Origin of the sequence: Streptomyces sp. NPDC059900 (assembly GCF_050270335.1) — a bacterium.
Lineage (GTDB): Bacteria > Actinomycetota > Actinomycetes > Streptomycetales > Streptomycetaceae > Streptomyces.
Window position 1 is genome coordinate 1 of sequence record NZ_JBNNJZ010000243.1, and the last position, 11,712, is coordinate 11,712.

The window sequence follows — 11,712 nt, forward strand, 5'->3', positions numbered from 1 at the left end:
GCTTCGTATCGCTCGGCGACAAGTACGACGTGAGCGGCAACGACCTGCTCCTGTGGTGGGAGGGCGACGGCGTCACCGACCTGGCCCTGCTGCACCTGGAGTCATTCGGCAACCCACGGGCCTTTTCCCGCACCGCGCGGCGGGTGACCCGGCGCATGCCCGTCCTCACCGTCGACGCGGGCCGTACCGAGGCCGGCCGGCGGGCCGCGGCCTCACGCACCGCCGCGGCCGCCCCGCGGACCATGACCCGCCAGGCCCTGTTCACCCAGGCAGGCATCACAGCCACCCGCACGATCGGTGAACTCCTGGAAACTGCAGCCCTGTTGCACTCACAGGCAGCGCCGGACGGCCATCGCGTCGTCATCGTCACCAACGCGGGCGGCGCGGGCGTCCTCGCGGCCGACGCGTGCGCCGAGGCGGGGCTCAGCCTGCCGCAGCTGCCGACCGACCTGATGGATGACCTGCTGGCAGCCCTGCCCACGGGAGCCTCGGCCGCGGGCCCGGTCGACGCCACCGCTGCCGTCACCGAGGCGCAGCTCAGGAACGCGGTGGACCGGCTCATGCTGTCCGGCGCCATCGACTCCGTCCTGGTGGTCCTTGTCCCCACCGCGGTCGCCGCGGCGACTGGCGACGATCTCGTCCGGGCCCTCACCGGCGCCCCCGGCCGTCGCTCCCGAACGGTCGCCGCGGTCCTCCTCGGCCAGGCGCTGCCCGTACGGCTGCTGCCGTGCGCGGAAGGAGGGTTCGTACCCGCATTCGCCGATCCACAGGCCGCCGCGCGCGCCCTGGCCCACGCCGCCCGCCGCGCCCAGTGGCTGGCCCGTCCGCCCGGCACCGTGCCCGACCTCGCGGGAACGGAGACGGGGCGGGCCCGGGCGGTGGCGGACACCTGGCTGGCCGGGCACCTCGAAGGCGGCTGGCTCGACCCGCGCACCTGCGCCGAACTGCTCGCCTGCTACAAGATCCCCCAACTGCCCTGGGCCTGGGCCGAGACCGAGGACGAAGCGGCCATGGCCGCCGAGCGGCTGCGCGGCCCGGACGGCCGGGTGGTGATGAAGGCGGCCTGGCCCGGTCTGCTGCACAAGAGCGAGCAGCACGCCATCCACCTCGATCTGCAGGGAGACGCCCAAGTACGCGCCGCCTTCCGGGACTTCGCGACCCGGTTCGCCGGTCTGCTGACGGGTGTGGTGGTCCAGCCGCTCGCCGGGCGCGGCACCGAACTGGTCGCCGGTGTCGTCCAGGACGAGGTGTTCGGTCCGCTGGTCCTGTTCGGACTCGGCGGCACGGCCACGGAACTGCTCGCGGACCACGCGGCCCGCCTTGCCCCGCTCACCGACCTCGACGTCCACGACCTGATCACCGCGCCGCGCTGCGCCCCGCTGCTCTTCGGACACGGAGGCAGCGGCCCGGTCGACCTCGAAGGCCTGGAGCAACTGCTGCACAGGCTGTCCCGGATGGCCTGCGACCTGCCGCAGCTTGCCGAGGCCGACCTCAACCCGGTCCTGGCCCGGCCCGGCGGCACCACGGCACTCGACGCGCGCATCCGGCTGCTGCCGCGGACCGCCCACGACCCCTATCTGCGCCGACTGCGCTGAGGAGGAGAAAAGGATGAAGCACAGCAAGATCGGCTCAGTGATGACCGGCGAGGTGGTCAGCGCCCGGTACGGCACACCGTTCAAGGAGGTGGCCGCCCGCCTGTCCGAGCACCGCATCAGCGGCCTGCCCGTGATCGACGCCGACGACAAGGTGGTCGGAGTGATCTCCGAGACGGACCTGCTGGCACGCGAGGCACAGGCAGGTGACCCCTACCGGCAGCCGCGCCGCTTCCGGATGCCGCGGATGAGCCGCGCCGCGCGGAAAGGCCGGGCCAAAGCGACCGCACGGACCGCGGGACAGCTGATGTCCACGCCGCCCGTGTGTGTCCACGCCGACAACACCATCGCCGAGGGCGCCCGCCTGATGGCCCGGCACAAGGTGGAGCGGCTGCCCGTCGTCGACGACGAGGACCGCCTGGTCGGCATCGTCACCCGGCGCGACCTGCTTCAGGTGTTCCTGCGCGCGGACGACGAGATCCGTCGCGAAGTGATCGGGGAGGTCCTGGTCCGCACCCTGTGGCTGGGTCCCCTGGCCATCAAGGTCGACGTGTACGACGGTGTGGTGACCCTCGAGGGACAGCTGGAGCGCCGCAGTGAAGTCCCCGTCGCGCTGCACATGACGCGTGAGATCGACGGAGTCGTCGCGGTCGTCGACAAGCTCGCCTACCGCCTGGACGACTCACACCTCCAGCCGGACGATCAGGCCCTGCGGGGCGTGGCCGACGACTGGCTGCGCAAACTCTGAACGCCGAGGAGGGACGCACCGCCATGACCATCAAGGTGCTCGTCGCCTACGCGACGAAGAACTGGTCCACGGCCGAGATCGCCCGCACGATCTCGGAGGTCCTGTGCAAGGAGGGCCTGGAGGCCGAACTGCGGAGGATGCCCGATGTCGGCGATGTCCTGGCCTATGACGCCTTCGTGCTGGGCAGTGCGCTCTATGCGGGGCGCTGGCACAAGGACGCCCGCCGGTTCGTCCGGCGCAGCGCGCGGGCGCTGGCCGGGACCCCGGTGTGGCTGTTCAGCAGCGGGCCCCTGGACGCGTCGGCGGCGGAGCGGGACATCCCGCCGGTGCCGGCCGTGCGCCGCGCCCTGATCCGACTCGATGCCAGGGAACACGTCACCTTCGGCGGCTGCCTCAAAGAAGGAGCGAAGGGCCGGGTCGCCCGCATGATCATTCGGACCGGGCAGGGCGGCGACTTCCGCGACTTCGAACAGATCACCACGTGGGCACAGCACATCGGCGCCACCCTGCGGGGCGAGAGCACAGCGCGCCAGGAGGGGCCCTGAGGCCGTGAGCGCCCCGGAGCAGTGCCCGTTCACCCCGGACCGATCGGGCCCGAACAGGGCCGCTCGGCCCCTGCCCCGCCTGCCGTTCCTCGCCGAGGCTGGTGAGCAGGGAACGCAGATGCGGTCACTTCCCGGACAGCGGCTATGGGGAGCGCAGGAGGGGAGCGATCCTCATGGCCGCCGGGCGCCCTGAGCCGGCCCTCACCGAAGAGGCGGCCGCCCTCAAGGACGCGGCGCACCAGAAGGAGACGGAGCGATGAGCAACACCACGACCATGATGAGCGCACTTCCGGCCGAGCACCGCAATCGGCTGATGCGCATCGCCCGCCAGGCGTTCTTCCCGGCCGGGACGCGGATGTTCGAGGAGGGCGGGCACGCGGGCCGGTTCTGGATCATCCGTACCGGATCGGTCGTCCTGGACATGCATGTGCCGGGGCGCCGTGCCGCCGACATCGAGACCCTCGGCCACGGTGAACTGGTCGGCTGGTCCTGGATGTTCCCGCCCTACGTCTGGCAGCTCGGCGCCGTCGCGCAGAGCCCGGTGCGGGCCGACGAATTCGACGCGCTCGCGGTCCGGTTGATGTGCGAGGACGACCCGGTCCTTGGCGCGGTCGTCGGCCAATGGGTGGGGCGCGTGCTCGCCCACCGCCTGCAGTCCGCCAGGACCCGCCTCCTTGACCTGTACGCCCCCTACGGCAGCGGAAGCGGCGTGCGGGGGTGACGCGCCGGTGGGGCCCATCCGGACCTGGCGCGCCCCGCCGCCCACCCGACACGATCTGAACGGGACCTGAACGGGACCGTCTGAACGGGGCCTGAACGGGACCCGTCTGAACGGGGCCGTCGACATCCAGGGGGCAGCCATGACCGTACGTTCCTACACACCGGAGCACCCGATCCGGGTCTTCCTCCTCGACGACCACGAGGTCGTACGCCGGGGAGTGCACGACCTGCTGGATTCCGAACCCGACATCTCGGTCGTCGGAGAAGCCGGCACGAGCGAGCAGGCCTTGATCCGCGGTCCGGCTCTGCGCCCGGACGTGGCCATTCTCGACATCCGGCTGCCCGACGGCGACGGCATCACGGTCTGCCGTGAACTGCGCTCGAAGATGCCGGAGGTGGCCTGCCTCATGCTGACCTCCTTCGATGACGACGACGCGCTCCTGGACGCGATCATGGCGGGGGCGGCGGGCTACGTCCTGAAGCAGATCAAGGGCACCGACCTGATCGACGCGATACGCACCGTCGCCGCGGGCCAGTCCCTGCTCGACCCGGCGACCACGACCCGCCTGATGAGCACGCTGCGCGGGCCGGACGAGGCGGCGGCCCCGCAGGACGCCAAGCTGGCCGTGCTCTCCGAACGCGAGCGCGACATCCTCGCCCTGATCGGCGAAGGCCTCACCAACCGGCAGATCGGCAAGCAGCTCTACCTCTCGGAGAAGACCGTCAAGAACCACATCTCCCGGCTCCTGTCGAAGCTCGGCGTCGAACGCCGCATCCAAGCCGCCGTGATCGCCGCCCACTTCGACCCGCGCCAGTCACGCTGACCTCTTCCGGCTCACAGGCCGGGCAGCGGAACCCGCCACTCCAGGCGTGTGCCGCCACCGTCCGGTCCCCTTTCGAGGGTGAGCGTGCCACCCAGCTTCCCGGCCCGCTCGGCGAGATTGCGCAGCCCGCTGCGGCGCCCGCTCTCGTCGGTGCCGGTGCCGGTGCCGGTGCCGGTGCCGTGACCGATGCCGAGGCCGTTGTCCGTCACGGTGACGGTCAGGTGTTCCTTGCGTACGACCAGGGAGATCTCCGCGGCCGATGCCCGGGCATGCCGGACGATGTTGGCGAGCGCCTCGCTGAGCACGGCCGCCGCGTCGTCGGCGATGCCGGCGGGCACATCGGTGTCGATCAGGCCCTCCATGCGCAGCGCGGGCGTGAAGCCGAGCGCCGTGACGGCCTCCTCCACGGTCCGCGCGATCCGCACGCGCAAGCCGGGAGCGGTCGCCGCCCCCGTGTCGTGGGCGCGGAGCCCGAAGATGGTCGAGCGGATGATCTTGATGGTGGTGTCGAGATCGTCCACCGCCCGCATCAGGCGCTCGGAGGCCTCGGGATGCTGAACGAAACGCTGGGCGCTCTGCAGGGTCATGCCGGTCGCGAACAGCCGCTGGATCGCCAGGTCATGGAGGTCCCTGGCGATCCGGTCCCGGTCCTCGAGCAGACTCATCTGCTCGGCATCGCGCCGCCGCTCGGCGAGTTCCAGGGCCAGCGCGGCCTGACCGGCGAAGCCGGGCAGCGGAGCGATCTCGCCCTCGCCGAATACGGGACGCCCGGCGCGGCGGGCCAGGACCAGCACGCCGCGCAACCCCTCGGCCGTTCCGATGGGGACGGCGACCGCCGGGCCCATGCCCTTCCACCGCTCCGGGCTGAAGGTGACCCGCGGATCACGCGTCACGTCCTCGGCGGCCAGCAGTCCGCCCGTGTGCAACGCGGCGCCGGCCAGGGTCCCCTGCCGGGGGATGCGGTGGCCTTGATGCGTGGCGGCGCCCTCACCGAGCGCCAGGGCACCCAGCAGCTCGTCCCTCTCCGCCACGACCAGATCCACCACGCCGATGTCGGCCGACGTGATCTCCAGGGCTCGTTCGACCATCAACTCCAGTACGCGGGCCTCGGCCGTTCCGGACAACAGGGCGTTGGTGAACTCGGATCCGGCCGCCAGCCACCGCTCGCGCAGCCGCGCCTCCTCGTAGAGCCGGGCGTTCTCGATGGCCACGCCCGCCGCCACGGCCAGCGTCGACAGCACGGCCTCGTCCTCGCCGTCGAACTCGGCCCCGCCGCGCTTCTCGGTGAGGTAGAGATTCCCGAACACCTCCTCGCGCACCCGGATGGGCACCCCGAGGAACGTGTGCATCGGCGGATGGTGGGCCGGAAACCCGGACGATGCCGTGTGCTCGGACAGCTCCCGCAGCCGCAACGGCTCGGGATGCCGGATCAGTTCGCCGAGCAGTCCGTGCCCCGAGGGGAGATCGCCGATCTGCGACCGCAGTTGTTCGTTGATCCCCACCGGCAGGAACTCGTCCAGCTTGCTCCCGGCGCCGATGACGCCGAGCGCGCCGTACTCCGCGTCCACCAGGGCCACGGCGGTCTCGACGATGCGCCGCAGCACCTGCGGAAGATCCAGCTCCCGCCCGACCGAAAGCACCGCTTCCAGCAGCCCGTGCAGCCGGTCCCGGGTCCCGCGGACCGCATCGATCCGAACCTGGAGTTCTTCGAGCAGCTCATCCAGACGCAGTCGTGGCAGCTGCCGAGACTCGCTCTGTGCGTCCCCACCCATGTCCTGCCTCCGCCGGGTCTGTGAGCCAAGGCGTTGCATTCACCTCACAGTAGTCACAGGCGCCGGAGGGGAGGAGCGGTAGGTTCTGGCCGCCTCGGCGGCATTCGTCGGCTCTGCTCTTCAGCGCCGCTCGTCAGCCCTGCTTGTCGGGCGCCGCTTCGGGTGCGGGAGACCGGAGAGCGTCCGGAGCGCCGGGCGGGATGTCCTGCGGGGAGCCGCCGTGCGCCACGGCGGGGGAGCGGCTGCCGGCGGCCGGGGCGAGGGCGATGGCAGCGGTGACGAACACCAGGACCACCACCATCGCGGACCGCAGCCCGTAGTGGTCGCCCAGGAACCCGAGGGACGGCGGGCCCACCAGGAAGGCGACATAGCCGATGGTGGCCACCAGGCTCACCCGCGCGGTCTGGTCGGGGCCCGAGTCGCCCGCCGCGGACAGCGCGACGGGGAACCCCAGCGACGCACCGAGCCCCCAGAACAGAACGGCTGCCGCGGCCACGACGGCGCTGTCGGAGAAGATGACCAGGACGAGGCCGACGGCACCGGAGATGGCGCTGGCGCGCAGGACGGTTGCCCGCCCGAAGCGGTTGAGGAAGAACGTGCCGCTGAAGCGCCCCAGGGTCATCGCGGCGGCGAACCCCACAAAGACGAGCGAGCCGAGTGCGGCGTCCAGGCCGTGGCCGTCCACCATGAGGAGCGGGAGCCAGTCGTTGGCGGCGCCTTCGGCCAGGGCCATGGCCAGGACGATGCCGCCGATCAGCAGGAGCTTGCGGTCTTTCCATACGCGGGGCCCGGCGTCCTTGGCGCTGCCCGGGGCGCGGGACGTGTCGCTGGTCCCGGTGCCGGCCGGGATGGCGCGCAGGGCATAGACCAGGATTCCCGTGGCGACGGCGGTGACGAGGACCAGGTGCCAGATGACGGGGAAATCGGCTGCGGTGGCGGCCATGCCCGCCAGTCCGCCGACGACGGTGGCGAGGCTGAAACAGCCGTGCAGGGTGGGCATGACGGTCGTGTCGGTGAGGCGTTCCACATCGGCGCCGTCCACGTTGACGGCCACCTCGCAGGCCCCCATGCCCACCCCGAACAGGCACAGGCCGGCGGCGACCATCGGCGCGGACTGTACGGAGCTGCCGCCGCCGATCACGACCATGCTGGCGATGATCAGGCTGGTCCCGATCCCGATCACGGGCCGGGTGCCGAACCGCGAGACCAGGCGCCCCGAGCACAGGATGCCGCCCATGGAGCCGACGGACAGGCCGAACAGGACCATCCCCATCTGCCCGGTGGACACGTCCAGTTGATCGCGTACGTCGGGGGTGCGCGTGACCCATGACGACATGCAGATGCCCGGCAGGAAGAAGAACAGATAGAGAGCCTGACGGCGTCTGCGCACGGCGCGGTCTATCAAGGGGAAGCTCCACGGGATCCGGAAGAATGCTCGGGTCGGCGACAGGCCGACGCCACCAGGGTATGTACAAATGTACACACTCGGATACGGGAAATAGAAGGCAGAGACGACAGCGATGACAGGCAGCACCCGAGGCCCCAACGACCCCCGGCGGCGCGAGCGCATCCTCGATGCGGCGCTCGACGTCATCGCCGAGCACGGCGCCATCAAAGTGACCTTCCGCAAGATCGCCTCGGCGGCCGGGGTGCCGCTCGGCTCGCTCACCTACTACTTCGACGACATGCAGCACCTGCTCACCGAGGCATTCACGCGCCTCGCCGAGTCCGTGTCCGTGCGTTACGGTGCGCTGCTTGAGGCGGCGCGCACGCCCGAGGAGGCACAGGAAGCCGTCGTCGAGATCATCTGCGGCAAGGTCTGGGGCACCGACCGCAACCTGCTGCTCAGCTACGAGCTGTACGCGTTCGCCGCCCGGCATCCGGAACTGACCGAGGTGCTGCGTTCCTGGATGCAGGCCAGCCGTCAGTCCCTGGCCCGGCACTTCGACCCGCTGACGGCGCGAGCGCTCGACGCACTCGTGGAGGGCTTCTCCATCCACAACTCCGTCGACTCCCGGCCCACCGAGCGAGCGGACGTGGCGGCCGTGGTCCGCGCGGTGGCGGCGCCGCGTGCTCCGCTGGACGGTGCGAGCCGCTGAAGCGATAACCGCTGGACGCGGTCGGGATACTGCTGTCATGGCCGTCACCTACCAACTCGCCCGAGTCCCGGCGGGCTACCTCGCCGCCTGCCGGCAATCAGCTGACGCCTCCCCGGACGGGGACCACGGCTGGGATCCGCCGGCGGAGGACCAACTCGACCTCGACTGGGCGCCGATGCTCCTGAGGCGTGTCTGCGAGTTGGGGGATCTCGACGAGGCGCACACGCAGGCCCTCCGCGAGGCCACCGACGGGGACACCACGATCGACCTCGCCTTCCTCGACGTCCCGCCCCATGACATCGCCCCCTTCGGCACAACGCCCACGGCCCTGAGCGAGGCGCAGGTGGCCCGCATCGCGGACCTCCTCGACCAGATCGACTTCCCCGCGATCCTCGCGGCTCTCCCGAGAAGCGAGAAAAGAGCCGCGCGCCGGATCGGAAGCTGGGCCCCGGAAATCACCGGCGGCCCGAGGAAGTACCTGCGCCACCACTTCGAGGCCCTGCGCACCTTCTACCGCACCGCGGCCGACCGCCGTCTTCTCGTCGCGCTCTGGGCGGACTGAGGCATGCATCCCGTGAACCACACCACAAGGGAGCCGATGAACGGCTGGTGGGCCTACCTGGAGGAGCAGACCCGCCGGGAGGTCGACGCGCATGTGCTGCGCGATCGCCGTCTGATGGCGGTCAAGATCGTGTGGGAGGCGCTGAGGCCACTGGGGTTGGGGCTGCGCGAGGCGGAAGGAGTGGTCCACGCACGCTACGAATTCCTGGGCGAGCGTGTGCAACGCACGCCGCCCGACCCGCTGGACCTGCCCTCCCTCGCAGCCCGCGCCGCGGCTCTGCCGGGAGAGGTGGCCGCGGTGGAGGCTCTGTGGGACGGCGACACGGTCCACGACTGGTTCGTGCTGCTGGTCGCCGTCCTGGACGACCCGCCCGAGGACGGCTACTTGGCAACGGTCTACCACCGCCCCGGCGGCCCCCCACCGGGCCCCGCCGCCGCACAGGCCGGCCACTCCCTGGCCGACCACCTCGGCGTGCCGTTCCACTTCGCCTCCCCCGACACCCCGGACGACGAGGCGCCACGCTGGCGAACGGCGCAGCGCCGTAAGCCGGGCGGGAGTCACTGACGGGGCGAGCGCCCCGGAGGTGTGGCGGGTGTTCAATCTTGGCGCACGTACAGCGTCTCCACGGGGTGACCGTCCGACCATCGCTCGACGCGGGTGGCGAGGGCGTGGGCATCGGGGACCGCGTTGAGGACGGTCAGTTCCACGACGGCGTCCCGGGTCCGCCCGCGGCGGATCCGCCAGTCGTCGAACGGGAAGTCCTCGACGCTGCGGAACACGTCGCGTCCGCGCTGGGGCGAGTTGCGGTACTGCACGCTTCCGGTGTTGTACGGCGCGAGGTGCACTCGGTCGCCGTAGCGGTCCAGCACTTCAGCGGTATCGAAGTGCAGCACCGTTTGAGGGGCGTCCTTGTAGAGCCTGGCGGACAGGAGCGTCTGCAGTCGCCGAAGGCTGAGCCAGAAGAAGACGCGGCCGTTCAGCAGGTCGAGGAATTCCTGTTCCGTCGTGCCCCCGGACAAGCAGGACCGGAGAAACTTCAGGGGACGCTGGTCGCGTACGGTCACCCGGCCCAGGTCTTCCCGCTCCAGATCCACGCTTGTCCGACGCACACCCTTCAGGACCGAATCCCGTAGCTGCACCGGTGGATCGAAGAGGTCCAGCAGTGCTCTGGTGCTCAACAGGCCGTGTTCGCGAATGCTGGGCCAGGTTCCGTCACCCGCCATATGGAACAACGTGGGGTGTTCGCGCACGAGTTGGTCTCGATCCACCTCGGAACGCTATCGGCGGCGTCACCCGCCCGACAAGGGCGGCGATCAAGGGGAGGTGCGGCGTGCTGCCCATACGTGGCGTTCCGTGCGCATTGCCAAGTCGGTGCGGTGCAGGATGCTGTGCGGGCTCTCGGTGTCGAGGAGTTGGTCGAGGGTGGTGAGGTCCTCGGCGGGGAGGGTGTGAGCGGCGCTTTCGCGCAGGCGCTTCAGGGTGGTGAGGGCGTATCGGCCGACCGCTGCGTTGGCTGAACCGTCGATGTCGACGGGGATCGTGCGCTCGCCCTCGACGGTGAAGCCCGCGGCCGCCAGTTTGTGGCCCCAGTCGGCCCCGCGGTGCGATACGTGCTCGGCGTGGTGGTGCGCGAGGGCGGCGTGGCAGCGGTCCTCGAGGCCGGGCCGTTCGGCGGGCGCATCGGCGGGGAGGAAGTGCGGGAAGTCGGCCAGCTCGACGACCGCGAACAGGCCTGCGGGCGCGAGCAGTTCGCGTACGTTGCGCAGCGCGCGGTCGGGGTCGGTCAGGTGGTGCATGGACGCCGACGCCCACACCAGATCGGGTGAGCCGACCTCGGGCCAGTCCGCGTCGAGGTCGGCCTGGACCGTTCGTACGCGGTCGGCCGTTCCGAGCGCCTCTGCCCTGGCGCGCAGGCGGTGGAGGTGGCTCGGCGACGCGTCGACGGCAGTCACCCGCGCCTCGGGATAGCGCGCGAGCAGCGCGAAGGTGCCGGCCCCTGTTCCGCACCCCAGGTCCACGATCTGGCGCGGTTCCCTCTCCAGGGGCAGCCAGGCGGTGATGGACGCGATGTGCTCGGCGAGCACCTCCGCGTCCAGGTCGAGGATCTCGGCCTGGACGTCGGAGTCCGGTGCGACCTCGGAGCCCGGCGCGACGCCGGTGCCCGATCCGTGCCGGGGGAGGTGTCCTGCGCCGTCGTGGGCTGCGTGCGAGTGAGCGTGGGTCATGACAGCGACGCTAAGTCGATCTGGCTCGGGCGGCACCATCAATCCCGGGGTGTGCAAGAAGATGGGCTGCTTTGCTGCCGGACGCGCAACCCGCCGGCCATCCGCCGGGGTGGCCTCACGCGCCGGGTCCACCGCTGTCGTCGCTCTTGTCCTCGCGCTGGTGGCCGCGGCGGGCGTCGCGGTCGAAGATGCCCAGGATCTCGCAGGGCCCGCCCTCGGCGCCGATCGCGTGCGGCAGCATCGTGGGGAACTCGGCGGCCTGGTTGGTCTCGATGCGCAGGCGCCGGTTGCCCAGGAGCAGGACCGCGGTGCCGGACAGGACCACGAGCCATTCACGGCCCGGATGGGCACGCATGCGGGAGGGGCTGTCGGGCGGCGGGTTCGTCATCCGCTGGCGTACGACACTCATGCCGGGCTCCGCCTTGATCGGCCAGCGCATGAGTCCGTGGGCCGCGTCGATCGCCGGGCTGGTGATGACGTCGTCGCCGGCCGTCTCGACGAGCTGGTCCAGGGAGGTGTCCAGAGCGCGGGCGAGCGTGACGAGCTGGTCCAGGGCCAGGCGGCGCCGGCCGTTCTCGATGCGGCTGAGCGTGGACTGGCTGACCTTGGCGCGGGCGGCCAGTTC

14 protein-coding genes are annotated in these 11,712 nt (G+C 71.2%); 9 read left to right on the forward strand and 5 right to left on the reverse strand.

Annotation, left to right across the window (positions count from 1 at the left end):
• The 6 genes from ACQKIP_RS26705 to ACQKIP_RS26730 all read left to right on the forward strand — a co-directional run.
• The coding region (locus ACQKIP_RS26705) for an acetate--CoA ligase family protein (protein ID WP_427744298.1) at positions 1-1,595 on the forward strand (1,595 nt) is incomplete at its 5' end.
• A 13-nt stretch (positions 1,596-1,608) separates the two neighbouring features.
• Entirely contained in the window at positions 1,609-2,340 is a 732-nt protein-coding gene (locus tag ACQKIP_RS26710) for a CBS domain-containing protein (protein ID WP_365856271.1), read from the forward strand.
• Positions 2,341-2,363: 23 nt separating this feature from the next.
• Positions 2,364-2,885, forward strand: coding sequence for a flavodoxin domain-containing protein (locus tag ACQKIP_RS26715; RefSeq protein ID WP_365856273.1), 522 nt, complete (start codon positions 2,364-2,366; stop codon positions 2,883-2,885).
• 101 nt (positions 2,886-2,986) lie between these two features.
• A complete protein-coding gene (locus ACQKIP_RS26720; protein ID WP_427744300.1) occupies positions 2,987-3,145 on the forward strand; it encodes a hypothetical protein in 159 nt (52 codons plus the stop codon).
• Entirely contained in the window at positions 3,142-3,606 is a 465-nt protein-coding gene (locus ACQKIP_RS26725) for a Crp/Fnr family transcriptional regulator (protein WP_365856275.1), read from the forward strand. Before ACQKIP_RS26720 ends, ACQKIP_RS26725 begins: the two co-directional genes overlap by 4 nt.
• Positions 3,607-3,745: 139 nt before the next feature.
• A complete protein-coding gene (locus ACQKIP_RS26730; protein ID WP_365856277.1) occupies positions 3,746-4,429 on the forward strand; it encodes a response regulator transcription factor in 684 nt (227 codons plus the stop codon).
• An 11-nt stretch (positions 4,430-4,440) separates the two neighbouring features.
• Here the strand turns inward: ACQKIP_RS26730 and ACQKIP_RS26735 are convergent, their stop codons facing one another.
• Together ACQKIP_RS26735 and ACQKIP_RS26740 are read right to left on the reverse strand one after the other, a co-directional pair.
• Positions 4,441-6,201, reverse strand: a complete 1,761-nt coding sequence (locus tag ACQKIP_RS26735; protein ID WP_365856279.1) for a sensor histidine kinase — start codon at positions 6,199-6,201, stop codon at positions 4,441-4,443.
• A gap of 133 nt (positions 6,202-6,334) precedes the next feature.
• The gene (locus ACQKIP_RS26740; protein WP_427744306.1) at positions 6,335-7,624 is read right to left on the reverse strand and encodes an MFS transporter; all 1,290 of its coding nucleotides are present in this window, start codon (positions 7,622-7,624) and stop codon (positions 6,335-6,337) included.
• Positions 7,625-7,721: 97 nt separating this feature from the next.
• On the opposite strand from ACQKIP_RS26740, the gene ACQKIP_RS26745 reads away from it, so the two are divergent.
• From ACQKIP_RS26745 to ACQKIP_RS26755, 3 genes are read left to right on the forward strand one after another with little or no spacing between them, the layout of a single operon-like run.
• Positions 7,722-8,300: a TetR/AcrR family transcriptional regulator gene (locus ACQKIP_RS26745; protein ID WP_365856283.1), complete on the forward strand. Its 579-nt coding sequence runs from the start codon at positions 7,722-7,724 to the stop codon at positions 8,298-8,300.
• 37 nt (positions 8,301-8,337) lie between these two features.
• Positions 8,338-8,862 (forward strand): DUF1877 family protein, encoded by a 525-nt coding sequence (locus tag ACQKIP_RS26750; RefSeq protein ID WP_365856285.1) that lies wholly within the window; start codon positions 8,338-8,340, stop codon positions 8,860-8,862.
• A gap of 36 nt (positions 8,863-8,898) precedes the next feature.
• Positions 8,899-9,426 (forward strand): hypothetical protein, encoded by a 528-nt coding sequence (locus tag ACQKIP_RS26755; protein ID WP_365857088.1) that lies wholly within the window; start codon positions 8,899-8,901, stop codon positions 9,424-9,426.
• 32 nt (positions 9,427-9,458) lie between these two features.
• Here the strand turns inward: ACQKIP_RS26755 and ACQKIP_RS26760 are convergent, their stop codons facing one another.
• The 3 genes from ACQKIP_RS26760 to ACQKIP_RS26770 all read right to left on the reverse strand — a co-directional run.
• Complete coding sequence (locus ACQKIP_RS26760) at positions 9,459-10,130, reverse strand: DUF7002 family protein (protein WP_365856287.1); 672 nt, start codon at positions 10,128-10,130, stop codon at positions 9,459-9,461.
• Between the two features lie 45 nt (positions 10,131-10,175).
• Positions 10,176-11,087, reverse strand: coding sequence for a class I SAM-dependent methyltransferase (locus tag ACQKIP_RS26765; protein WP_365856289.1), 912 nt, complete (start codon positions 11,085-11,087; stop codon positions 10,176-10,178).
• Between the two features lie 115 nt (positions 11,088-11,202).
• On the reverse strand, positions 11,203-11,712 hold a 510-nt coding region (locus tag ACQKIP_RS26770), incomplete at its 5' end, for a helix-turn-helix domain-containing protein (protein ID WP_427744305.1).

What these genes read in the sequence shown, in the direction of transcription:
- ACQKIP_RS26710 (WP_365856271.1), top strand. Translation starts at nt 1,609, where the DNA reads ATGAAGCACAGCAAGATCGGCTCAGTGATGACCGGCGAGGTGGTCAGC.
- ACQKIP_RS26715 (WP_365856273.1), top strand. Translation starts at nt 2,364, where the DNA reads ATGACCATCAAGGTGCTCGTCGCCTACGCGACGAAGAACTGGTCCACG.
- ACQKIP_RS26725 (WP_365856275.1), top strand. Translation starts at nt 3,142, where the DNA reads ATGAGCAACACCACGACCATGATGAGCGCACTTCCGGCCGAGCACCGC.
- ACQKIP_RS26730 (WP_365856277.1), top strand. Translation starts at nt 3,746, where the DNA reads ATGACCGTACGTTCCTACACACCGGAGCACCCGATCCGGGTCTTCCTC.
- ACQKIP_RS26735 (WP_365856279.1), bottom strand. Translation starts at nt 6,201, where the DNA reads ATGGGTGGGGACGCACAGAGCGAGTCTCGGCAGCTGCCACGACTGCGT.
- ACQKIP_RS26745 (WP_365856283.1), top strand. Translation starts at nt 7,722, where the DNA reads ATGACAGGCAGCACCCGAGGCCCCAACGACCCCCGGCGGCGCGAGCGC.
- ACQKIP_RS26750 (WP_365856285.1), top strand. Translation starts at nt 8,338, where the DNA reads ATGGCCGTCACCTACCAACTCGCCCGAGTCCCGGCGGGCTACCTCGCC.
- ACQKIP_RS26755 (WP_365857088.1), top strand. Translation starts at nt 8,899, where the DNA reads ATGAACGGCTGGTGGGCCTACCTGGAGGAGCAGACCCGCCGGGAGGTC.
- ACQKIP_RS26765 (WP_365856289.1), bottom strand. Translation starts at nt 11,087, where the DNA reads ATGACCCACGCTCACTCGCACGCAGCCCACGACGGCGCAGGACACCTC.